At 46.8% G+C, this 24,371-nt stretch carries 23 protein-coding genes; all 23 read left to right on the top strand.

Annotated elements, in window-relative coordinates; all coding sequences use genetic code 11:
• Positions 1 to 13: 13 nt before the first annotated feature.
• The 23 genes from ACRRNK_RS19810 to argF all read left to right on the top strand — a co-directional run bounded on the left by ACRRNK_RS19810 (position 14) and on the right by argF (position 24,320).
• Positions 14 to 853, top strand: coding sequence for a LicD family protein (locus ACRRNK_RS19810; RefSeq protein WP_433944317.1), 840 nt, complete (start codon positions 14 to 16; stop codon positions 851 to 853).
• A gap of 100 nt (positions 854 to 953) precedes the next feature.
• A complete protein-coding gene (locus ACRRNK_RS19805; protein ID WP_433944316.1) occupies positions 954 to 1,679 on the top strand; it encodes an IspD/TarI family cytidylyltransferase in 726 nt (241 codons plus the stop codon).
• A 136-nt stretch (positions 1,680 to 1,815) separates the two neighbouring features.
• Positions 1,816 to 2,895, top strand: a complete 1,080-nt coding sequence (locus ACRRNK_RS19800; RefSeq protein ID WP_433944315.1) for a hypothetical protein — start codon at positions 1,816 to 1,818, stop codon at positions 2,893 to 2,895.
• Positions 2,896 to 3,210: 315 nt separating this feature from the next.
• Positions 3,211 to 3,594, top strand: coding sequence for a flagellar protein FlaG (locus ACRRNK_RS19795; RefSeq protein ID WP_433944314.1), 384 nt, complete (start codon positions 3,211 to 3,213; stop codon positions 3,592 to 3,594).
• A gap of 16 nt (positions 3,595 to 3,610) precedes the next feature.
• Entirely contained in the window at positions 3,611 to 5,182 is a 1,572-nt protein-coding gene (gene fliD, locus ACRRNK_RS19790; protein WP_433944313.1) for a flagellar filament capping protein FliD, read from the top strand.
• A 24-nt stretch (positions 5,183 to 5,206) separates the two neighbouring features.
• Complete coding sequence (fliS, locus tag ACRRNK_RS19785) at positions 5,207 to 5,611, top strand: flagellar export chaperone FliS (RefSeq protein ID WP_433944312.1); 405 nt, start codon at positions 5,207 to 5,209, stop codon at positions 5,609 to 5,611.
• The gene (locus ACRRNK_RS19780; protein ID WP_433944311.1) at positions 5,604 to 5,939 is read left to right on the top strand and encodes a hypothetical protein; all 336 of its coding nucleotides are present in this window, start codon (positions 5,604 to 5,606) and stop codon (positions 5,937 to 5,939) included. The genes fliS and ACRRNK_RS19780 overlap by 8 nt, the downstream gene beginning before the upstream one ends.
• 230 nt (positions 5,940 to 6,169) lie before the next feature.
• Entirely contained in the window at positions 6,170 to 6,367 is a 198-nt protein-coding gene (locus ACRRNK_RS19775) for a cold shock domain-containing protein (RefSeq protein WP_024631599.1), read from the top strand.
• Positions 6,368 to 6,584: 217 nt separating this feature from the next.
• The gene (gene hpf / locus ACRRNK_RS19770) at positions 6,585 to 7,151 is read left to right on the top strand and encodes a ribosome hibernation-promoting factor, HPF/YfiA family (RefSeq protein WP_433944310.1); all 567 of its coding nucleotides are present in this window, start codon (positions 6,585 to 6,587) and stop codon (positions 7,149 to 7,151) included.
• Positions 7,152 to 7,361: 210 nt separating this feature from the next.
• Positions 7,362 to 9,869, top strand: a complete 2,508-nt coding sequence (gene secA / locus ACRRNK_RS19765; protein ID WP_433944309.1) for a preprotein translocase subunit SecA — start codon at positions 7,362 to 7,364, stop codon at positions 9,867 to 9,869.
• Positions 9,870 to 9,910: 41 nt separating this feature from the next.
• Positions 9,911 to 11,030, top strand: a protein-coding gene (gene prfB, locus ACRRNK_RS19760) for a peptide chain release factor 2 (RefSeq protein WP_433944308.1) whose coding sequence is annotated in 2 segments (ribosomal slippage) — positions 9,911 to 9,982 and positions 9,984 to 11,030 — 1,119 coding nt in all. Because the reading frame shifts where the segments join, the coding sequence is not laid out codon by codon here.
• A 91-nt stretch (positions 11,031 to 11,121) separates the two neighbouring features.
• Entirely contained in the window at positions 11,122 to 12,009 is an 888-nt protein-coding gene (locus ACRRNK_RS19755) for a YitT family protein (protein WP_433944307.1), read from the top strand.
• A 161-nt stretch (positions 12,010 to 12,170) separates the two neighbouring features.
• The gene (locus ACRRNK_RS19750; protein ID WP_433944306.1) at positions 12,171 to 13,019 is read left to right on the top strand and encodes an alpha/beta fold hydrolase; all 849 of its coding nucleotides are present in this window, start codon (positions 12,171 to 12,173) and stop codon (positions 13,017 to 13,019) included.
• Positions 13,020 to 13,365: 346 nt separating this feature from the next.
• Positions 13,366 to 14,619 carry an SHOCT domain-containing protein gene (locus ACRRNK_RS19745; protein ID WP_433944305.1) on the top strand — a complete coding sequence of 418 codons (1,254 nt, stop codon included), beginning with the start codon at positions 13,366 to 13,368 and terminating at the stop codon, positions 14,617 to 14,619.
• Positions 14,620 to 15,013: 394 nt separating this feature from the next.
• Complete coding sequence (locus ACRRNK_RS19740; protein ID WP_433946955.1) at positions 15,014 to 16,708, top strand: M3 family oligoendopeptidase; 1,695 nt, start codon at positions 15,014 to 15,016, stop codon at positions 16,706 to 16,708.
• Between the two features lie 183 nt (positions 16,709 to 16,891).
• Complete coding sequence (locus tag ACRRNK_RS19735; RefSeq protein WP_433944304.1) at positions 16,892 to 18,007, top strand: SHOCT domain-containing protein; 1,116 nt, start codon at positions 16,892 to 16,894, stop codon at positions 18,005 to 18,007.
• A gap of 134 nt (positions 18,008 to 18,141) precedes the next feature.
• A complete protein-coding gene (argC, locus tag ACRRNK_RS19730; RefSeq protein WP_433944303.1) occupies positions 18,142 to 19,239 on the top strand; it encodes an N-acetyl-gamma-glutamyl-phosphate reductase in 1,098 nt (365 codons plus the stop codon).
• A 13-nt stretch (positions 19,240 to 19,252) separates the two neighbouring features.
• A complete protein-coding gene (gene argJ, locus ACRRNK_RS19725) occupies positions 19,253 to 20,485 on the top strand; it encodes a bifunctional ornithine acetyltransferase/N-acetylglutamate synthase (RefSeq protein ID WP_433946954.1) in 1,233 nt (410 codons plus the stop codon).
• A 96-nt stretch (positions 20,486 to 20,581) separates the two neighbouring features.
• Complete coding sequence (locus ACRRNK_RS19720) at positions 20,582 to 20,815, top strand: hypothetical protein (protein WP_433944302.1); 234 nt, start codon at positions 20,582 to 20,584, stop codon at positions 20,813 to 20,815.
• A complete protein-coding gene (locus tag ACRRNK_RS19715; RefSeq protein WP_433944301.1) occupies positions 20,806 to 21,192 on the top strand; it encodes a hypothetical protein in 387 nt (128 codons plus the stop codon). The genes ACRRNK_RS19720 and ACRRNK_RS19715 overlap by 10 nt, the downstream gene beginning before the upstream one ends.
• Complete coding sequence (gene argB, locus ACRRNK_RS19710; RefSeq protein WP_433944300.1) at positions 21,170 to 22,021, top strand: acetylglutamate kinase; 852 nt, start codon at positions 21,170 to 21,172, stop codon at positions 22,019 to 22,021. Before ACRRNK_RS19715 ends, argB begins: the two co-directional genes overlap by 23 nt.
• A gap of 79 nt (positions 22,022 to 22,100) precedes the next feature.
• On the top strand, positions 22,101 to 23,357 hold the full coding sequence (locus ACRRNK_RS19705; protein WP_433944299.1) for an aspartate aminotransferase family protein: 1,257 nt from the start codon (positions 22,101 to 22,103) through the stop codon (positions 23,355 to 23,357).
• Positions 23,358 to 23,363: 6 nt separating this feature from the next.
• Positions 23,364 to 24,320 carry an ornithine carbamoyltransferase gene (gene argF, locus ACRRNK_RS19700; protein ID WP_433944298.1) on the top strand — a complete coding sequence of 319 codons (957 nt, stop codon included), beginning with the start codon at positions 23,364 to 23,366 and terminating at the stop codon, positions 24,318 to 24,320.
• Positions 24,321 to 24,371 lie beyond the last annotated feature (51 nt).

Here is a 24,371-nt window from a genome sequence, read left to right as displayed (position 1 = left end):
TGGGGCTATAATCATGGAGATCCCGAAAGAAGATTTTAGAAAAATTCAAATGATCATGCTGGAGATGTTAGTTGAGTTCGACCGCATTTGTAACAGACACAATATTGTTTATTCACTCGATGGTGGCACATTGCTGGGCGCTATTCGCCATAAGGGTTTTATACCTTGGGATCCTGATGTTGATGTTATTATGCACAGCAATGAATATAAAAAGTTCAAGAAAGCTTGCGGGGAAGATCTAGATACTAGACGATTCTTTCTACAAGACCATGAATTGGATCCGTATTATCGTTGGGGATATTCACGCTTAAGGAGAATTGGAACGGAATTTATACGTGCTGGACATGAACATATGAAGTACAGAACTGGTATATTTATCGATATTATGATAGTGGATAATGTTCCAGACGGTCCAATTATGAGGAAGTTTCATAATGCTTTTTGTTACTGTATTAGAAAATTGTTATGGTCTGAAGCAGGCCAAGTGCTGCATCCTAAATGGTATTTAAGGCTATGGTATAAATTAGCCTCATATATTCCGACTAATTGGTTGTTTAGAGCTAGGGAGCTTATTGCTAATAGCTGTAATGCTATGGAAACGGATTTGATCAGGAGAATGACGGGTGGGTATCCTTCAAGGTGCAAATATGGAACCCCTAAAAGTTTTTATGACAATAGAATTCAAGTTGAATTTGAAGGATATTCATTTTGGGGCTTTAGCCAGTATGACCGATATTTAAGGTTGGTATATGGAGAATACATGGAATTGCCACCACCAGGTGAAAGAATTCCGCATATTCCATGTTCTAATTATCGGTTGGTTGAACCAGAACTAGTAGGAAGAAACAAGTAAACCACTTAATTCATAAGATCGACTTATGAAATGAAAGTGACGAAAAAGTGAATTATTAAAACCTTAAATATAAACGCTTCTTAGAAAGGGGCCTTCTTTGATGGCGACAGCACTAATATTCGCGGGCGGCACTGGCTCAAGAATGAATAGTAGATCAAAGCCTAAACAATTTTTGGATTTATACGGAAAGCCTATTATCATCCATACGTTGGAATACTTTGAATCCAACAATGAAATAGATAGCATAGCAGTAGTTTGCAGAGAGAGTTGGATCGATTATCTCAAAGAACAGTTAAAGCACAATTTTTTTGAGAAAGTTCGCTGGGTTGTACCTGGTGGTGAGACTGGGCAAGAGTCCATATACAATGGGCTGAGAACAATTTATGATGCATGTGATAACCCTGGGGATACAATCGTACTCATCCACGATGGCGTTAGACCGTTGATCAATGACAAACTTATCTCTGATAACATAGCTGCTGTAAAACAGTTCGGTTCGGCAATTACGGTAACAAAAGCTGTAGAAACTGTGATTAATACAAATGACCAAAATGAAATCGTAGATATTCAAAATCGTAATTATTCTAAAATAGCGAAAGCCCCGCAAAGTTTTTACTTAGGTGATATCATGGCAGCGCACGAAAAGGCAATAGAAGATAATAACTTTAAAATGCTGGATTCGGCTTCATTAATGATGCATTACGGATACAAATTACACACGGTCGATGGCCCGGCAGAAAATATAAAAATAACAACTGCTTCGGATTACTATATATTCAGAGCAATATATGAAGCGCGGGAAAATTCACAGATTTTTGGACTTTGAGGTGATCATATACGACGGTTACTTTAATCAATGGCTGATTGCTATGATCATAATCGCCGAGATGTCTTACAACGAATAAAAACATGAAAATTAGTAACAGGATTACGACATGATATAAATTGAGGTGGGTGAAATAATGAAGAGTTATAGAGTTCAAACTTTAATTGAATGTATAGTAAGAAATTACAACAACAGGAAAGTAGTCATTTGGGGAAAGTGCGACTCTAGTGATATGATATCAAAAGCTCTTTATGAACAGCATGGAATTGTAACTGAATATTTTATTGATAGTAATACTAATTTGCTTAACGGTACAACAGTAAGAAGTGTTATGGAAATTGACAGAAAAAGCAATGATATTTACGTAGTTATACCATTAAGATATCATAAGTCGATCATTGAACGACTAACCGCTTTTGGGTATAAGGAAGTAAACGATTATGCTTATAGCTCTCATAAGCCAATAAGCATTACAAAGGATAAAATGGATGATTACTCATATTCTGACATATTCGGCAATAAAATTGTTGGTGATATCAGTAATTGTAAGGTTATTTTTCGAGGTTATAATTCAACAATTACAATTGGCAATTCAACAAATATTCAAGAGAATGTTGAAATATATATTGATGATGATGTAAATGTTTCTATTGGGAATAATTTGACGATATTTAAAAACACGAAGTGGAATTTCCTTCCGGATTCATTAGTTACTTTAGGGGACAACTGCATATTTGAACAAGATGGTGAATTAACGTGCGGTAGGAATGCTGAAATTACAATTGGGTCAAACATATTGTTTGGTTGTCGATATTGGATTGTTGCAAGTATACAATCTCGTATAAAAATCGGAAACGATTGCTTGTTTAGTAGAGATGTAATGATACGAACGAACGATGGGCACTCCATTTTTGATATTAATACAAAAAAAAATATAAATTCTGCTTTGAAAGAACAATACAAAAAAAGTGTCATCATCAGCGACCATGTTTGGGTTGGGGCAAAATGTACATGCCTATATAACACAAAGATCCATAGTGGTAGTATTGTTGGTGCTCATAGCTTAGTTAAAAGGGAATTTCCGAATAACTGTATTATCGCTGGAAGCCCTGCAAAAATTATCAGAAGAGATATTGCATGGTCAAAAGAGAATAACAGGGATAATATGGATATCGTTAATGAAAAGTATATACACTACACATTAGAAGTAAATTAACTTTTTTTATTTGATAATCTTTAGCTAGAGGGATGAGTTGTCTTGAGTTGCTTCAATAATCGGGTTCAATCTGATGCCTTTTAAATACGATACGATCATAATTATTAACAACCCTGGGAATCTTGTGTGAATCGGAAGGCTGCTTAGATGTATGAATGTGTGCTTATTTGCGAAAGCCTGATTCCAGAGAGTCTTAGTATTTTTCTAAGGCTCTTTTTTTGTTTATATTTTTTGAAAAATTGGCTTTTCCCTAAATCTGGGCACCCTCTTAACCGATAATAAACTATATATCAATTTCCGTCGGAGGTTATTAGGATGAATGTACAATTCTCTCTAACAGCGAGTACGACATCTCAGAGTAAGCCAGATCCAGCAGTTCCCGCTGAATCAGCGGCTTCAGCATACAGTGCATCAAGCATACGGAACGTTAAGGACTTAGCTGTGAAAGAACAGCAGGGGATGTCAATTCCCGTAGGTGAAGAACAGTTAATTCGTACCATTGATCGGGCCGTGAAATCTTTGCAGGGCCCTGAGACTACGCTCGATATAAGTATTCATGACAAGACGCACCAAATCATGGTGAAAGTACTTAATAAGGACACCGGAGAAGTTATTCGTGAGGTTCCACCAGAGAAGACGCTTGACTTGGTAGCTAAGATGATGGAATTAGCCGGAATCATGATTGATGAGAAGGTGTAAGGAGGAATAACACAAAATGACTACGATGCGGATTAATGGTTTTTCAGGTATGGATATAGATAGTATGGTTAAGCAGTTAATGACAGCGAAGAGGATCCCTCTTGATAAGCTGAATCAACAGAAGACCTATCTCTCTTGGCAGCGTGACAGCTACCGTGAGATGAACAGTAAGGTATTTAATTTCAAATCAAAACTGACGGATACTTTCAGTCTTTCGAGTTCGATGAACACACAAACCGCCTCGGTTAGTGGAGATACGGATGCTATTAGAGCAGAGGCAAGCTCTAATACTGCTGGTATTGCGATGAGTGTGGCAGTTAGGAGTGTAGCTACAAAAACGACCATCGTGCCAACGGACGCTATGATGGTGCCAGCTTCTACAGATCCAATTCTTCCTGCTTCCAAGGCAAAGCTTACGACTGCGCTTAGTTCGTTGGATAATTATACAGCGGCTACAGTTCCTGCGGACGAAGACAAGCCATTTGTATTGACAATTAACAATACTAGGTTGGAGTTCTCCAAGACAGACACCATATCAGGTGTGATTAGTAAAATTAATGGTTCCTCCGCGAATGTAAATGCAGTATTTGATGAAGTAAGTGGCAAGTTCTCAATAACCTCAAAAGATTTCGGTAATAAGGATATAAGCATTGTTGAGGATAACTATGGTACTACTAGAACAACTAAGATGATGGATCTCCTTAAACTTTCTGGGGTGTCTCATCAACTTGGGCAAGGTTCAGAAATAGAAGTTACAACTAGCTCCGGAACAAATGTATTTACTTCAGATAACAGCAATACTTTTACAGTGAATGGTATTGTTCTGACTGCATTGAAAGAATCGGAAAGAACGGATCCTGCGGACAAGACCACTGCTAAGCAGTTGTCCAAGATTACAACTACTATCGACCCAGCCAAAGCGGTAGATACACTTAAATCCTTTGTTCAGACCTATAATGATCTGCTTAGTCTAATGAATTCAAAGGTAGATGAAGAGAAGTATCGGGATTACACTCCGCTTACCGATGAACAAAAGTCTGCAATGAAGGAAAATGATATTACCGCTTGGGAAGCTAAGGCCAAGAGCGGTCTTCTGAAAAACGACGATATTCTCAAGGATACCATCACAGCTATGCGGTCGGTAATCAATAACAAAATGGGGCAATTAACCTCAATGGGCATTACCACAGGACAATACTATGAAGGTGGTAAGCTGTATCTTGATGAGAATAAGCTAAAGGCTGCGCTTCAAAGTAATCCTCAGCAGGTTACGGACCTTTTCCAGGGATCAGGTTCGAACTATAAGGATAGTATTGTTGGTAAGTTATCGACAACCATGACGAGTACCCTTCAGAAGTTCTCCGACCGCGCGGGTACCAACCGGTTCAGCGGGGATTTGAGTAGTGCATTCAAAGACGAGAGCGTTATGGGCAAGGCGATGAAGGATTATACTTCCCGTATCACCGCTATGACCACTCGCCTAAATGATGCTGAGACTCGATACTATCAACAATTCTCAGCCATGGAGTCTGCCATGAGCAAGCTCCAGTCCCAGTCGTCCAGTCTATTAGGCTCTACATCTAATTAATAATTAAGTAAAGGGTGAAGGCACTTGATTACATCTCCTTATGAAAAATACCGTCAGTCATCCGTTCAAACGTCAACTCCAGGACAACTGCTTCTTATGCTGTATGATGGAGCTATCCGGTTCGTCCGCTCAGGGATTGATGGCTTGCAGAAAAAGGATATGCAGAAGGCGAATCTGAATCTTGGCAAAGGACAAAGCATCGTAAACGAACTTCTGTCCACCTTGGACAGAACCTATGAGGTATCCGAGGGGCTTGCTTCCCTTTATGAATATATTAATCATCTTCTGATTGAGGCGAACATTAAGAAGAATGAACAGCCTGCAGAGGAAGCGCTTGGCTATTTGACCGATCTGAGAGAGACCTTCGCCCAAGCAGCCAAATTGACTGTTGCAGGCCAAAGCCAAGGTCAAGAGATTCTACATGGATAATCTAATCTCTTCTTTGGAAGAGTTAACGGAATCTGTAGTTAGTCGAATCGAAGATATGTCGTCCGAAGAATTGGAACTGTTCGTAAATGAACGGCAGGAGATTATTGATCAGATCGTCTTGTTAAAAGAACAGACGACGTATACACCAGTACAATTGGAACGCTTAAATGATATTTTGCTAAAAGATTCCCTCATCCTCAGCCGCATGTCATCTCTCAAGAAGGAAGCCTCGAACTGGCTTCAATTTCGCGGTCAAGCCAAGGTTAGACGTAATGCATACGAGGCCGCGTATTCACCAGACAGCATTCTTATGGATCGCAGAAAGTAACGATGCAACAATAACATTATACGTTCAGACGAGCCGGGTACCTTTCGTACCCGGCTCATTTTTTGTCGAATTCACCCCTGTGAAAATCTGATGAAATCAGACAAAATATCACATTTTATTTACAGAAAAACCTTTTCATTTCCAATTGACAATGGGAAAGTAAGGATGTTATATTCCAAATGTGAAGAAATCTTCACACTTTCATTTGACTAAGAAGGGAATGTTAGTGCATGCAAGGTAAAGTTAAATGGTTTAACGCTGAGAAGGGTTACGGTTTCATCGAGACTGAAGACGGAGGCGACGTATTCGTTCACTTCTCCGCGATCCAATCCGAAGGCTTCAAGACGCTTGAAGAAGGACAATCCGTAGAATTCGATATCGTCGAAGGCGCACGCGGACCTCAAGCTGCTAACGTAATCAAGCTATAATCATCCCGGCTCAAGCCGACCCATATACCTGGTAACGATGGTTAACAATTGAATTCGCTAGCAACAGACTCTGGACTTTCCAGGGTCTTTTTTTGGTCTTTAAGAATATTACATAGGACGTCACAAATAAGTTCGATTTTTGGCCCTTTTTGCAGAGTTAACATTTTAACTTGGGCTTTACATATGGTATAATATAGAGGCAAAGGAGGAGTGCCCTATGAATTACAGTATTCGAGGACAACAGATTGAAGTGACTGACGCCTTGTATGATTACGTGGACAAGAAACTCAGCCGGCTTGAGAAGTACTTTGATGCACCTCCCACCTCAGAAGGACATGTAACCCTTAATGTCATCCGGGGATTGCACACAGTGGAAGTAACGATTCCACTAACCGGTGTAGTGCTCCGGGCAGAGGATAAGAGCGATGACATGTACTCATCCATAGATGAGGTAGTGGACAAGCTCGAACGCCAGATTCGTAAGCACAAGACCAAGGTGAACCGCAAATTCCGCCAGGAAGGCAGTCTGAAGACATTATTCGTCGAAGAGCCTGTTGATGGCCCTATGCTTGCGAGCGAGGAAGAAGATGCGCTAACCGATGATGAACTCGAGGTTGTCCGTACCAAGCGCTTTACCTTTAAGCCGATGGACGTGGAGGAAGCCATACTTCAAATGAATATGGTTGGGCATGATTTCTTTGTATTCTCCAACGTGGATACCCGAGAGATTAACGTGGTTTATAAACGTACCGATGGGAAATACGGACTTATTGAACATGCTTGATCCTATGATCCAATGAATTAGCAGCATTTGAATTTATTTTTATCTAACTAGTACGTAAGAGACCGAGCCTCATCCGCCTCGCGGGTAAGGCTCTTTATTCATATATGGGTGAATTTGCCGCGGGAAAGCGCTCTAGCTTAAGTTGCGGCAACCCTGACAAACTGTTACAATTTAGGCAAATCATCTGTTTATGCGTGAAAGGGGAAAACCATGCTAGGACTAGTGAAAAAGATATTTGGCGACACGAATGAACGTGATGTCAAACGTCTTATGAAGACGGTCGACATAATTAATACATTGGAACCTAAATTTGTGGAGCTCTCGGACGAGCAGCTTCAACATAAAACGGTAGAATTTAGAGAGAGATTGGAGAAAGGCGAGGATATCGACGATATTCTTCCTGAAGCTTTTGCAACTGTACGTGAAGCCTCCAAGCGTGTACTGGGCAAGCGTCATTATGACGTCCAGCTTATTGGCGGTATTGCGCTGCACGAAGGCCGTATTGCGGAAATGAAAACCGGAGAAGGGAAAACATTGGTCGGGACACTTCCGGTTTATTTGAATGCACTTCTTGGCAAAGGCGTTCACGTGGTTACCGTGAATGATTATTTGGCACAGCGTGACAGCGCGGAAATGGGCCAAATCTATAACTTCCTGGGTATGACCGTAGGGGTCAACCTGAACGGCATGGAGCATGAAGAGAAGCAGGCTGCTTATGCTTGCGACATTACGTACGGAACGAACAATGAATTCGGGTTCGACTATTTGCGTGACAATATGGTCCTCTACAAAGAGCAGATGGTTCAGCGTCCGCTCTATTTCTGCATTATTGACGAGGTGGACTCCATTCTCGTCGATGAGGCGCGTACACCATTGATTATTTCTGGACAAGCCCAGAAATCGACCGAGCTGTACTATGCAGCAGACCGTTTCGTGAAGCGTCTGGAAGCGGAAGAAGATTTCAATGTAGATATCAAAGTTAAGGCCGTATCTCTGACCGAGAAGGGTGTGGCGAAAGCCGAGAAGGCCTTCGGGATCGAGAATCTGTATGACAACGCTCACGTAACGCTTAACCACCACATTGTACAGGCACTCAAGGCCAATGTAATTATGCGCCGTGATGTGGATTATGTGGTGACGGAAGACGAAGTCGTGATCGTAGACGAGTTCACAGGCCGTCTGATGGCAGGACGCCGTTATAGCGATGGCCTTCACCAGGCTATTGAAGCCAAGGAAGGCATTGAGGTTCAGAACGAGAGTATGACGCTGGCGACGATTACGTTCCAGAACTACTTCCGTATGTACCGCAAGCTTGGCGGTATGACGGGTACAGCGAAGACCGAGGAAGAGGAATTCAAGAAGATTTATGGTCTTGAGGTTCTTCAGGTTCCTACGAACCGTCCGAATCGCCGTGTGGATAACCCGGATATCGTGTATAAGAGCGAAGCAGGCAAGTTCAAGGCTGTAGTGGAGGAGATCGTGAAGCGTCATGCCACTAATCAGCCGGTTCTCGTCGGAACAGTATCCATTGAGAACTCCGAGCTTCTTCATGAAATGCTGAAGCGCAAAGGCGTTCCGCACAAGGTACTGAATGCGAAGTACCATGCGGAGGAAGCAGAGATTATTTCCCGTGCCGGTGAACCGGGCTCCGTAACCATTGCGACCAATATGGCCGGACGCGGTACTGATATTATCCTGGGTAACGGCGTATCCGAAATTGGTGGTCTGCACATTATCGGTACAGAGCGCCATGAGTCCCGCCGGATCGATAATCAGCTGCGCGGCCGTGCTGGACGTCAGGGTGACCCGGGCTCTACCCAGTTCTATCTATCCCTTGGCGATGATCTGATGAAGCGGTTCGGGGCTGACAACGTGCTGGCTATGATGGACCGCCTCGGCTTTGACGAGGATTCACCAATCGAGAGCAAAATGATTACCCGTGCCATTGAGTCGGCTCAGAAACGGGTAGAAGGCAATAACTTTGACGTGCGTAAAGTCGTTCTTCAATATGATGATGTAATGAACCAACAGCGGGAAATTATCTATAAGCAGCGCCGCGAGATTCTCGAATCCGAGAACATCAAGGATATTGTGCTTGAGATGATTAAGCCAGTAATCGAACGTATCGTAATGGCGCACTGCAGTGATGATATTCCTGAGAACTGGGAACTGGAAGAAGTAGCTGAGTACATCAACAGCAAGCTGCTTGATGAAGGCCAATTGACCAAGGATGAGCTGTGGGGCAAGGAAGCGGATGAGATCATCGAATATATCTTTGGCAAGGTTGTCGAGAAGTACAATGCCCGCGAAGAGCATATCGGCATTGAAATGATCCGCGAATTCGAGAAGGTTATCGTGCTTCGTGCTGTTGACAGCAAGTGGATGGATCACATTGACGCTATGGATCAACTGCGTCAGGGTATTCACCTTCGTGCTTACGGCGGTACGGATCCGCTTCGTGAGTACCAGTTCGAAGGCTTTGAGATGTTCAACGAAATGACAGCGAGTATCCAAGAGGAAGTCGCAACATATATTATGAAAGCACAAATCGAGACGAATCAGGAGCGTCAGACTGTTGTGGATGAGAACCAGATCTCCACTAATGGCGAGCCTGCCGAGAAGCGCCCCGTTCAACGCGGCGAGCAGATCGGACGCAATGATGATTGTCCATGCGGCAGCGGCAAGAAATACAAGCACTGCCATGGTCAGAACGACTAATCGTATCGGTTTGTAACAAGTAGAAGAGGTGACGAAGCAGCATGATCGATCCAAGTATCAAGCAGGATCTGCGTGAAATAGCTAAGAAATTATCCAACCTTAGGGGGTCTCTTTGACTTAGATCTGAAGCAGGAGATGATTGCGAACTTTGAGGAGAAGATGGCCGCGCCCGACTTCTGGGATGACAACGAATCCGCCCAAAAAGTAATTGCAGACATGAACGCCGTCAAATCTTCAGTCGATCAATACCAGAAGTTGCAGTCCGAGAATGACGACATTGTCGTCATGATTGAGCTGGCAGAAGAAGAAGGGGATGCGGAGCTTCTCTCGGAAATTGCCGGGTCCGTGGAATCGCTGCTAAAGCGCCTGGAAGAGTTCGAGCTTCAGCTTCTTCTCAACCAGCCATATGACAAGCTCAATGCGATTCTTGAGCTGCATCCGGGCGCAGGGGGGACCGAGTCGCAAGACTGGGGCCAAATGCTGCTCCGTATGTACACTAGATGGGCAGAGAAGCGCGGCTTCAAGGTGGAAGTACTCGATTATCTTCCCGGAGATGAAGCGGGGATCAAGAGTGTGACCTTGCTGATTAAGGGATATAATGCCTACGGTTATTTGAAGACAGAGAAAGGGGTTCACCGGTTAGTCCGGATCTCCCCGTTCGATTCTTCGGGCCGCCGTCATACTTCCTTCGTATCCTGCGATGTCGTGCCTGAAATTACGGAAGATGTCGATGTAGAGATCCGTACGGAGGATCTGAAGATTGACACCTACCGGGCCAGCGGCGCTGGGGGTCAGCACATTAATACTACGGACTCCGCTGTACGGATTACGCATATCCCTACAGGCGTGGTTGTAACTTGTCAGAATGAACGTTCCCAGATCAAGAACCGGGAACGGGCAATGACGATGCTTCGTTCCAAGCTCTATGAGCGTAAGCTGGAAGAGCAGCAGAAGGAGCTGGATGAAATCCGCGGGGAGCAATCTGATATTGCCTGGGGCAGTCAGATTCGTTCCTATGTCTTCCATCCTTACAGTATGGTTAAGGATCACCGGACCTCCATTGAGACGGGGAATACGGGCGCGGTCATGGATGGCGAGCTGGATGCCTTCATCGATGGATACCTGCGAAGCCAAATCAAGACTGAGGCGGAGCAAGCTTAAGTTCAATAAATATACGATTCCTGCACAAGCTAACTTGTGCGGGAATTTTTTTGGCCATTAACACTTTGACGTAGTGAAGGAGAACGGAATTATGCCCCCAAAAGGCCGTAAACGTAGAATAAATGAGGTATTTCCTGTGACTGGCCCAGCCCGGCATGTGCTGGATACTATGATGATTGTGATTGGATCTTTTATAACTGCCCTGGCTTTCAATATGTTCTTATTGCCGAATCATATCGCGTCGGGAGGAGTATCTGGACTGTCCATCGTGGCGAACTCTCTGTTCGGCATTGAGCCGGCGTATGTCCAGTGGGCGCTGAACATTCCTTTGTTCGCCGCAGGCTTCCTGCTGCTCGGCCGTAATTATGCAATTCGGTCTTTGCTGGGTACAGTAGTGCTGCCGTTATTCGTCTATTTGACGAAGGATTGGATCGTTCCTACCACAGATCCGCTGCTCTCCTCTCTCTATGGAGGGATTGGGGTTGGTCTGGGGCTGGGGATTGTGTTCCGTGGACGTGGCTCCACGGGCGGTCTGTCTACCCTGGCTCAGATTATCCAGAAATACAGCGGACTCAGCTTATCCACGTGTGTAGTTATGATGGATGGACTCGTCATCACGCTGGCGGGTATTATACTATCTCCCGAGAAGGCACTCTATGCTCTCATCGGCCTCTATATTACAGGCAAGATTATAGATGCAGTAGAACTAGGACTGAATTATACGAAGGTGGCTTATATTATCGCCGAGAAGACAGATGAAATCTCGGAGGCGGTGCTAGTCCACCTCGATCGGGGACTGACGAAGCTTAGCGCAAGGGGCGGATACACCGGTGATGACCGGCCTGTGCTGATGGTCGTAGTAGGACAAAGTGAAGTTACCCGCCTCAAGACACTGGTTCAGCAGCTTGAACCGTCCGCCTTTGTCATTATTACGAATGCACATGAGGTGCTTGGAGAAGGCTTCAAGAGACAAGCGTAGTTAAATGAAATTGAGCTATGTTAGTCCAAGCTGAATAAGGTAAGGGACGGATTTTGCTGAATGTGCTATTATGGAAAAGCCAATATTTTACTATAGTATGATCTTCTAGTAGTAATGAGATTTAGGACAGTGTTGTATTGAGCGGAAGCGAGGTTTTCTTGGTGGAATCGGTTAACGCAAAAGGGTGGCTGGAAGGGACTATTATTTTGCCGGATGAGCGCGTGTTAGCTTTTACTGAATATGGGGATACATCCGGTATCCCGATTTTTGTCCTCCATGGGACACCTGGGTGCCGACATCTATTTGAACCTGATGAGCCGATTTCCCGAGAATTAGGTCTACGACTGATATCGCCGGATCGCCCGGGAATGGGCCGCTCATCCCCTAAGATGCAAAGAGGTCTAGAGGACTGGCCAGACGATATGGCAAAGCTAGCCGATGCATTAGGTATTGAGAAGTTTGGCGTTATTGGTATTTCGGGCGGAGGACCTTATGCGGCTGCATGTGCTGCGAAGCTTGCTTCCCGATTAACATTTGTAACCATCATTATGACCTCCACACCATCCGTATGGCATCGTGCTTCAAAAAAGATGAACCATCTCAATCGTGTCATGTTTTTCCTGGGAAGAAGGGCACCTGGGTTATTGACCCTAATCTTTAAGGCACAAGCCCGCCGTTCTGCAAAATTTCCAAATTCACCAGGCAGCTCGTTCTATTGCGAAGTATATCGTCAAGGTGTAAAGGGGTGCGTGCAAGATACAAGCATCACGGCGAGGCCATGGTCATTCGATCCCGGGGTCATATCTGTCCCGGTCAGCTTGTGGCACGGTATCCATGATCCGATAACACCAATTGAAGGTTCACGGTACTTAGCTAATAGGATAAAACATGCTGCACTTTATGAAGTTGAAGGTGGACACGATCTGCATACTAGGACGGACATTTGGCGCCGCATCCTGGCAGATGCAAGAGAGAAGACACTAACACACACGTCAAGCTATATGGAATGAGCTAAAGAAATGAACGTTTGGATCCAGGCAACCGCTTGGTGTGCCAGGTAATCAATCACGCAGTTTTTAGTTCATCCATATAGAACACGCAATTATCATAGATTGGCTAATTTTATTGCGCTAATAGAATCGTGGGTTCAATGATACGGCGACAGTTAAGGACTTTACGCACTTGTCCTTTACCGTCGCTCTTTTAATTTTGAGGCTCATTTGTGCATGATTCGACATTACGAAGTTTTTGTCGATTACTATCGAAAAAAGTAGTTCCATCTCGCTTGATCTCAGTTATACTGAAATTGTTGGTAACAGTAACCAACCAAGCACATCATGAGAGGTGGTCTTCATTATGAAAAAGGGAAAATCAGCAAAAACAGTAGCAGCCGGAGTTATGGCATTCTCTTTGGCGCTAGGCGGGGGAATTCTGGCAACTGGACATGCAAGCGCAGCCGCGGGAACAAGCGCGGTGCAAGAGCAGAAGACCACATTGCAGCAGGGAGACAAGCTTGAAGGATTAGGCAAATTCGAGAAACAGCTTCTGCTTCTCTTAAAGCTGGATGCGGCCACTCTTAAAGAAAAGCTGCAGACTCAGACCCTGGCTGAGATCGCTGCGACGCAGGGAGTATCCAAAGAGGATCTTAAAGCCAAGATCATAAGCTGGATTACCGCTGAGCAAAATGCCCGGTTGGCCAAGGATAAAGAGAAGCAGAAGCAAGCCGAGAAGAAGAAACAGCAGGAACTTGCGAAGCAGCTGAAGAACAAAAAGTTAAGTCCGAAAGCGAGACAAAAGCTGGAGCAACAGCTCAAGCAGGAGCAGGAACAGCAAAAGAAGCTGGATCAAAAGAAGGAACAGGCTCTAAAGCTTGAAGCTGCCAACACAGCAGATAAGCTTCTCTCGTTCACAACTGCGGATAAGGTTGAAAGTACACAGGAGATTTCCCCTGCGGATCTGCAGAATGCCGATGAAATTGCAAAGCTGTTCAACATAACCAAGACTGAATTGGAAGAGCAGCTTAAGGCAGGCAAGACGCTTGCCGAAATCGCTGGTGAACATAAAGTTGAAGTTCAGTCGGTTATTGATCTGCTGATTGCTGCTGATGTTAAAGACCTGGTTGCCAAGCTGGCAGCTGGTGAGATAACTCAGGATGAATACGATGCCCAGAAGACAGCCAAGACTGAGGCAGCTGCGCAACTAGTAAATAGCAAGTTCCCTGGTGTTGTTCAGGGTATTGAAGATGTTGAGGGCTCAGGAAAGTTTGGCGCCCTGGCTAAGCTGCTGGGAATTACAGAATCAGAGCTTAAGTCAGCCATGAAGTCCGGCAAGAGTCTTGCGGACATCGCCGTATCTCATAATATTACGGCGCAGCAGGTGGTTGATCTTCTGGTCAAAGACCGCCTCGCGAAGCTGGATAAGAAGCTGGCAGCCGGCGGAATAACGCAGGAAGAGTACGACAAGTTCAAGAAGAGCCTGACGGATTATGTGACTGCACAGGTGAATAGAGTCCCTTCTTCCAAAGGATCGAAGCCGGAGGAAGGCAGCAAGGGTCATGGTTGGAACTTTGATGAGTCCCAATCGATGATGAGTCATGGTAAGAAGAAATAAATAAAGTTAACATTAGAGAGACGCCATGTGCGTCTCTTTTGCTTTGCTGATGATAGCACATATATATAAAGCGAACTTAGAACAATGACATGCAGAGGAGGCGTGGGCGGAGGGGAAGCTTCGAACTGTAGGAGCGAAAGCGACCGCTTTAAAGCTTTCTTTCAGAAAGCTGCATCGGAAGCATATACTTTGTCTCATGATTTCAAACAGCAATGCAGTAGTATAGATCAAGAAATCAGGGGACAACAGCGGCCGAAAGTCCAAGCATTACACGTAGTTCCGACCTTGCCCCAGAAATGCGAGTATTTTAGCTATGTCTAATATAGATGTTTGTTATCCCAAAATTACCCTGTATAATAGGATTTATAAATAATTGACCAAAGGGTGATTAATGATGAAATTCAATGAATACCCGTATTCAAGACCCGACATTCAAGATGTCGAGAGTCAGTTCAAGGATTTACTGAATCAATTCAACGAGGCTGCAAGCTTTGAGGAGCAGGATCTTGCTTTTGAGAGAATCAACAAGCTGCGGAGTGAATTTGAAACCCTGGGGACGATTGTAAGTGTACGTCATTCGATTGATACAACCGATGAATTTTACAAGGCCGAGCAGGATTATATGGACGAAGTCGGACCGCTGTATCAAGAATACGTGACCGACTACTATAAAGCTGTTGTACAGTCTAAATTCCGGGCTCAGCTCGAAGAGAAATGGGGACGTCAGCTGTTCAGTCTCATGGATGTGTCCCTGAAGACATTCAAGCCAGAGATTATTCAGGACCTTCAGCAGGAGAACAAGCTGGTGACCCAGTATAGTCAGCTGATCGCGTCCGCGAAGATTCCTTTTGAGGGAGAAGAGAGAACCCTTCCGCAGCTGCGTCCATTCGAACTGTCCACAGACCGTGGTCTAAGACAGCGTGCGGCCGAGGCACGTTATACTTTTATGAGTGAGCATGAGGAAGAACTTGATCGGATCTATGATGAATTAGTCAAGGTACGGACACGGATCGCACAGACGCTTGGCTATGAGAATTTCATCCAGCTGGCCTATGACCGGCTGAACCGCACCGACTACAATGCAGAGATGGTTGCTAATTTCAGAGACCAGGTGAAGGAGTTCATTGTGCCTGCGACTCAGAGGCTGAAGGAGCGCCAGCGGGCTAGAATTGGTGTAGATAAGCTTACTTATTATGATGAAGATTTCAGTTTCGCTTCTGGAAATGCTACACCTAAGGGAGATCCGGACTGGATCGTCCAGAACGGAGCCAAGATGTACGCGGAGCTGTCTCCGGAGACGAATGAATTCTTCACTTTCATGCAGGAAAATGGGCTGATGGACCTTGTTGCCAAGAAAGGCAAGCAGGGCGGCGGCTACTGCACTTATCTCAGTGAATACGAAGCTCCTTTTATCTTCTCGAATTTCAATGGAACATCCGATGATATTGATGTATTGACTCATGAAGTAGGTCACGCTTTCCAGGTGTTCCAGAGCCGTCAGTACAAAGTGCCTGAGTACAGCTTTCCGACACTGGAAGCCGCTGAGATTCATTCCATGAGCATGGAGTTTCTCACATGGCCATGGATGGAGTTGTTCTTCAAGGAGGATACCGAGAAGTACAAATTCAATCACCTGTCCTCTGGTCTCATCTTCATCCCTTATGGTGTCGCTGTGGATGAATTCCAACATTACGTCTATGGCAATCCGGAAGCCACTCCGCAGGAACGCAAGCTGGCTTGGCGGGAAATTGAGAAGAAATACCTGCCTCACCGCAATTATGCGGGTAATGCTTATCTGGAACAAGGCGGTTTCTGGCAGAAGCAAGGACATATCTTCAGTTCGCCATTCTATTATATTGATTATACGCTGGCTCAGCTCTGCGCCTTCCAGTTCTGGAAGAAATCACAGGAAGACCCTGAAGCGGCCTGGACGGCTTATCTCGAACTCTGCAGGCAGGGCGGAAGCCAGTCGTTCACGGAGCTTGTAAAGGTGGCGGGCCTTATTTCTCCATTTGAGCAAGGGAGCGTGTCTTCGGTCATCAATGAAATTGAGCATTGGCTGGGTCAGGTTGATGATAAGAAGCTGTAATTGTTAATATACGATTGATGTGAGGCCTGTCTTGCCCGGAAGCAATTTCGGATAAGGCGGGCTTTTCTTACATAGGAAATTTTTAGCCTACGTTAAGCTTTCATTCAGCGTGAATTCAGTTAGGTGGGATAAGATGCAATTGTAAGGCACACAAAACCTATTCAAGCGAAAGGTGGTAATTCAATGAAAACTACAAAAAAATCAACAAAGACATTAGCAGCCGGTGTATTGGCTCTCTCTTTAACTCTTGGAGGAGGAGTCCTTGCAGTACAGCAGACAAGCGCGGCTTCAGCCAATACTTCATCTTCAACGGCGCAAGCTCAGAAAGCGGGACATGACCGGGGAGACAGACATATTGGTTTTGGTAAAATCGAAGCTCAGCTGCTTACTTACTTGAAATTGGATGAGACTACCTTTAGAGAGAAGCAGAAGACCCAGACTCTTGCTGAAATCGCAAGCGCTCAAGGGATTGCCCGCGCGGATCTGAAGGCGAAGCTGGTAAGCTGGATTGAAGCGGAACGCAAGTCTGAAACCACATCCACCTCGGCAGACAAGAATGGGAAGACCTTTGATGCAACTGCTTTTGCGGACAAGCTGCTTGACTCCAAGCTGGGCGATGGATTCGGAGGCAAGGGACATGGTCCGCTCGGATTTGTGAAGAATAATGACGAGCTTGCGAAGCTGCTTGGCATCACAACAGATGAACTGACCACCCAGTTGAAATCAGGCAAAACTCTGGCGACAATCGCAGGTGAACGTAACGTAACTGTACAAGCGGTTATCGATCTGGAGGTCGCAGACCTGAATACCCATCTGCAGAGCAGACTTGATGCAGGCGAGATTACACAGGCTGAATATGATACTCAGAAGGCAAAGCTTACAGAAGTGGCGACCCAAATCGTGAACGGCCAAATTCCAGCTCTGGGTGAGGAAAGAGGGCACGGAGGCGGACCCTTCGGTAATTTTGACGAGGTGGCCAAGCTGCTCGGGATTACTGAGGATGCGCTCCGTACTGAATTACAAGCTGGCAAGACCCTGGCAGCTGTAGCTTCGGCGCATAACGTAACTGCACAGCAAGTCATCGATCTTCTGGTTAAGGAGCGTACCGCCAAGCTGGACGAGGAACTTGCGAGTGGCAAAATCACCCAGTCCGAATACAATAAGCTCAAATCAAGCTTGAGTGAGTCGGTGACCAAAGAAGTGAATAGCACCCAGCCCAAGAAGCGTGAATTCAAGGGCAGCCGCGGCTGGGGTAAAGATAAGAAAGATTCGAATTCAACCTCCTCAGCCTCCAAATAAAAAAGCATTAAATTAATGCTGCAATCTAAGACGCCAATCGGCGTCTTTTTGCATATAAAAATAGTCTATAGGCCAGATAACGGTTGTATTTATATGAATCCGGACGTATAATAATACATAAATTCAATTCGGATATGCATAAATATAAAATGAGTGAAATAGAGAAAGCGGGGATACATGTGAGCGGAGAAATTGTAAAAGTGGCTATAGTCGGTTCCACCGGGTACGGAGGGGTGGAGCTGATTCGTTTTTTATTGGAACATCCAAAGGTGGATATTGTATCGGTTATTTCGGCATCGAGCAGTGGGGCGCCGATTACAGACGGTTTTCCTCATTTAACGAATCTGGTTGTGCAGAACCTTGACGGCGTTGATGTGCAGGAGATTGCAGGAAAGGCGGACGTTGTCTTCACAGCAACTCCATCTGGAGTCAGCGGCAAGCTGGTACCGCAGCTCGTTGAAGCTGGCCTGAAGGTCATTGATCTCTCGGGAGATTTCAGGATCAAAGACGGTGCTGTATATGAAGAGTGGTATAAACATGATGCGCCTGATGGTGCACTGCTGGAGCAGGCAGTATATGGACTTAGTGAAATTTATGGAGAGAACGTCAAGGGTGAACAGCTCATATCCAACCCGGGCTGTTATCCGACCGCAACGCTGCTCGGTCTGATTCCTGCGGTGAAGGCAGGCTGGATTGATCCGGCAACTATTATTATCGATGCGAAGTCCGGTGTATCCGGAGCGGGCAGAGGCACGAGCCTCACGGCCCACTATGCGGAGATTAATGAGAACTTCAAAGCCTACAAGGTTAACAAACATCAGCACATCCCTGAGATCGAGCAGGTATTAACCGATATATCCGGCTCGCCGGTTACGGTAACATTCACCACTCAACTGGTACCGATGACACGGGGAATTATGAGCACGATGTACGCTACATTAACGGGTTCTCATACTAATGAAGAACTAGTAGAATTATATAAACACTTCTATGAAGGCCGCAGGTTCGTACGTATTCGCCCAGCTGGGCAATGGCCGGCAACGAAGGAAGTCTACGGCTCGAACTATTGTGATATCGGCTTTGCAGTAGATGCACGCACGAACAGAGTAACCATTATCTCGGTAATCGATAATGTGGTCAAAGGGGCCGCTGGTCAGGCGATCCAGAATTTGAACTTGATGATGGGCTGGGACGAAACCCTCGGGCTGAAGAATGCCCCGGTATATCCATAGAACGGAGGACATGATGGGAGTAGCGAGTTTGTATAAAGTGGTTGAGGGCGGTTCTGTAACCGCCCCAAAAGGGTTTAAGGCAGGTGGACTGCACTGCGGTCTGAAGAAAACAACCCGCAACGATCTGGCTGCAATTCTATGTGAAGTACCGGCGGTTGCAGCTGCCGTATACACCACAAATGTATTTCAGGCGGCGCCGATCAAAGTGACTCAAGATAGCCTTGCGGCAAGCCGTACCCTTCGTGCAGTGGTTGTGAACAGCGGCAATGCGAATGCCTGCACAGGCAAGCAGGGCGAAGATGATGCATATACGATGCGCGAAGAAGCAGCCAAGGTACTGGGCGTTGCACCTTCGGATGTGGCCGTAGCTTCTACGGGCGTGATCGGTGAATTAATGAAAATGGACCGGGTCACCAGCGGTATAGCGCAGCTTCCAGCAGTTATGTCGACTGATGAGGATGGAGCAGAGCAGTTCTGCCAAGCGATCCTGACTACGGATTTGGTCAAAAAGGAAGTCTGTGTCTCCCTGGTCATTGATGATCGTGAAGTGAAGATCGCCGGAGCTGCAAAAGGATCGGGAATGATCCATCCGAACATGGCAACTATGCTCGGATTCGTTACTACCGACGCGGCGATCCACCCGGATGCTCTTCAGTCCTTGATTAAAGAAACGACCGATGTAACCTTCAATATGATTACAGTGGATGGAGATACAAGTACAAATGACATGCTGCTGGCTATGGCTAGCGGGCTTGCCGGCAATCAGGAGTTGACTGAGAAGCATCCAGATTGGGACGGCTTCGCTGCAGCATTCAGGCATGTATGCCAAGTGTTGGCCCAGGCTATTGCCCGTGATGGCGAGGGCGCGACACGCCTGGTCGAGGTAGAGGTTACCGGTGCGGTAAGTGACTTGTCCGCCCGTGCAATTGCGAAGACAATTGTGGGGTCCAGCCTGGTGAAATCGGCTGTATTCGGAGCAGACGCGAACTGGGGCCGTATTATTGCCGCTCTTGGACGCGCAGGCGAGCCGGTGAACCCGGAGACGGTAGATATCCACCTCGGAGAGATTGCCGTACTAACCGGATCAAAGCCAGTTGCATTTGACGAAGACGAAGCGCTGGCCTATCTCAAAGGCGATACGGTCCGCATTGTGGTAGATTTGAAGAATGGCGAAGGAACAGCCACCGCTTGGGGCTGCGACCTGACTTATGATTACGTGCGGATTAACGCCGCTTATCGGACTTAATTGTGCCGGATTGAGGCATAAGCACGAACTCAGCGGAGAGGGCGGAATCGTTCTGAAGAAGCGAAGCGCTCGCCTTTGTCTCCAGATCTCTACCCTTTGGGGTTAGTAAGATCAGGAAATCGGGAGACAACAGCGATCGTAAGAATGATCCGACAGCGCAGCGGCTTAACGTACGCACTGGCAGTTCTGAAGCGGTATATCGGACATTATGTAAGTCAGGTTACTTACAGTGTTGGATGGTTAAGCGCCGAACTCAGCGGAGAGGGCGGAATCGTTCTGAAGAAGCGAAGCGCTCGCCTTTGTCTCCAGATTTCTACCCTTTGGGGTTAGTAAGATCAGGAAATCAGGAGACAACAGCGATCGTAAGAATGATCCGACAGCGCAGCGGCTTAACGTACGCACTGGCAGTTCTGAAGCGGTATATCGGACATTATGTAAGTCAGGTTACTTACAGTGTTGGATGGTTAAGCGCCGAACTCAGCGGAGAGGGCGGAATCGTTCTGAAGAAGCGAAGCGTTCGCCTTTGTCTCCAGATTTCTACCCTTGGGGTAGTAAGATCAGGAAATCGGGAGACAACAGCGATCGTAAGAATGATCCGACAGCGCAGCGGCATCGGCGGCTCAACGTACGCACTAGTATCTCAATATAGAAACAGAAATACCCAGAGGAGAAGGGAGCAGGATCATGAATTCAGCATTGCAAGGTGAGCAAAAGGAAGTGGCCGGAGAACAGGCCTACAAGACATTTGTCATGAAATGCGGAGGCAGTACGCTGAACGAGCTGCCGGATTCTTTTTTTGAGGATTTGATCGCACTTCAGCGTAAGGGAATACAGCCTGTGATTGTTCACGGCGGAGGCCCTGCAATCTCGGAGAATCTCGCGAAGCTTGGCATTGAGACCAAGTTCGTTGGCGGGCTGCGTTATACGTCCGAAGAGGTGCTGGATGTGGTCGAGATGGTGTTGTCAGGCAGCATCAACAAGCAGATTGTTCGCCGGATTCAGACACTCGGAGGGCAGGCGCTGGGACTGTCCGGAGTAGACGGCTTCCTGATCCAGGCCAAACCTGTAGCCGCAAGCGCTGAAGTGGGCTTGGTCGGAGATGTAACCGAAGTCAAGGCTTCGATCATTGAAGGCCTGACATCCCTGGGGTATATGCCGATCATTGCTCCGGTTGGAGTGGGCGAGAACGGGCAACGGTATAATATCAATGCTGACACTGCGGCTGGAGCGGTGGCTTCCAAGCTGGGGGTGCAGCAGATGATCGTCGTAACGGATGTGCCGGGGATTCTGAGCACTGTAGGCACAGAGAAACGGGTTCTTCCTACGGTGACAGTACAGCAGATTGAAGATATGATCCTGACTGGTGAAATCTATGGCGGGATGATTCCAAAGGTTCGCGCCGCTGTAGCCTGTATCCATGGTCAAGTGAAAGAGGTTGTTATTGTGAACGGCAGTGAGCCGAATGTGCTCAGCCGCGTGCTGTCCGGAGAAGCCATCGGGACCCGCATTGTCCGAATGAAGACCAGCCGCTCTTAGTATGAGAGGCCGGGAATTTACGGAATTGAAGCGGGTACTTGCTTTTACAATTTTTCAATTTAAGGAGGCAACGACAACGATGGCAAAAACCAATTTGCAGGAACTGGGTCAGGCAGAAAGTAAAGAGCAAGAGGCCAAGGACAACCGCAGCGAGGCGGTAAGCGCGCTGTTTCCGAATTATGGCGTGCGGTTCCCGATCTCTTTGGTAAAAGGGCAGGGAAGCTGGCTCTGGGATGATCAGGGTAACCGTTATTTGGATTTTTACAGCGGCATTGCCGTCACTAATCTTGGCCATGCGCCCGAGAAGGTTAAGAATAAGATCAAGGATCAGCTGGATCAGCTGTGGCAAGTATCTAACCTGTTCCAGATCCCGCAGCAGGAGACCGCGGCTCGTCTGCTGACCGGACTCGGCTCCGCAGATCTTGCCTTCTTCTGCAACAGCGGCGCCGAAGCGAATGAGGCGGCAATCAAGCTGGCCCGCCGTTATCACCAGAAGATCAAAGGCGAGCAGCGCTATGAGCTTATTACGTTCAAGAAATCGTTCCATGGACGTACGCTCGCCACACTTACCGCAACCGGACAAGATAAAGTAAAGGAAGGCTTCCTTCCTCTCCCTGAAGGCTTCAAGACGGTGGAACTCAATGATATCGAAGCATTGAAAGCCGCGATTGGGCCGAACACAGCTGGCATTATGCTCGAAATGATTCAGGCTGAAGGCGGTATTCATCTGGTGCAGCCTGAGTTCTTGAACGAAGTAGCAGCACTGTGCAAGGAACACGGTATTTTGCTCATTATCGATGAGATACAGACCGGGATGGGCCGTACAGGTAAATGGTTCGCTCACCAGCACTACGGTGTGGAGCCGGATATTTTCACGTTGGCCAAAGGGGTAGCAAGCGGGATCGCCGCTGGCGCTATGCTGGCCAAAGGCTATTTGCGCGAGGCGTTCTCCGCCGGCAGTCATGGTTCTACATTCGGGGGAAATCCTATTGCAACGACAGCTATTATCGCAACGGTAGAAGCGATGCAGGAAGATCAGGTACCGCAGAGAGCTGCGGAGATGGGTGAATATTTACAGAGTAAGCTCAAAGAGAAGCTTGCCGACCTTCCATTCGTGCTGGATGTACGGGGTAAAGGCCTTATTGTTGGGATTGAATGCGACGGACCGGTCGCTGAGCTTGTAGTGGAAGGACAAAAGAACGGCCTGCTGTTCATCACGGCCGGACCGAATGTGATCCGCCTGCTGCCAAGTTTGTTAGTAACGCATGAAGAAATCGACCAGGCTGTGGACATTATCGGTGGAGTTATCCAGCGCCACCAGGCCAAGAAGGAGTAGATGGAGATGAGTCTTACGGAAGCAAATGCCGCATTCGACCTTAAAGGCCGGGACTGCGTGGAATTGACGGACTTCACAACAGAGGAAATTCAATATCTTCTTGATCTCGCTATCGAGATCAAGAAGAAGCATAAGAACGGGGAAGAATACCAGCCGTTGAAGGGCAAGACGGTGGGACTTATTTTTGAGAAATCCTCAACCAGAACCCGGGTCTCTTTCGAGGTGGGTACATATCAGCTGGGCGGTCACGCCCTCTTCCTGAGCAAGAACGATATCCAGCTTGGACGCGGGGAGACGATCAGCGATACGGCCAAGGTCATGTCCCGTTATCTGGACGGCATCATGATTCGCACATTCGGCCACAACAACGTGGTGGATCTGGCCCGGCACGCTACGGTACCTGTCATTAACGGTCTGAGCGATCTGGCCCATCCATGTCAGGTGCTTGCGGATTTCCAGACGGTGCTTGAGCATAAGGGCACTCTTAAGGGACTGAAGCTGGCTTATGTCGGCGACGGCAATAACATGGCTCATTCCTTGATGATCGGCGGGGCGAAGCTGGGAGTTCATGTCTCCGTTGCAAGCCCGGAAGGCTACGAGCCGGATCAGCAGGTGCTCGCTCAGGCCAAAGAGATCGCTGAGTCGACTGGGGCGAAGATCGAAGTGCTGCGCAGCCCGGAAGAAGCGGTGAAGGATGCAGACGTGATTTACACAGACGTATGGGCCAGCATGGGATTTGAAGAGGAGCAGAAAGCCCGTGAGGTGGCTTTCCAGAACTATCAAGTTAATGCCGAGCTGGTCAAACATGCGAAGCCGGACTACTTGTTCCTGCACTGTCTGCCTGCTCACCGCGGGGAAGAAGTCAGCGAGGATGTCATTGACGGAGCGAACTCTATTATATTTGATCAGGCCGAGAATCGGCTTCATGCGCAGAAAGCGCTGATGGCGGCTCTCATCGGATAGTTTTTGTGATAGACTTAGGACTAGATAGTATGCAGTTGGGTTATTAAGGGA

It is taken from the genome of Paenibacillus sp. SN-8-1 (genome assembly GCF_050995535.1).
Lineage (GTDB): Bacteria > Bacillota > Bacilli > Paenibacillales > Paenibacillaceae > Fontibacillus.
This window is presented reverse-complemented; position numbering and strand designations above follow the sequence as displayed.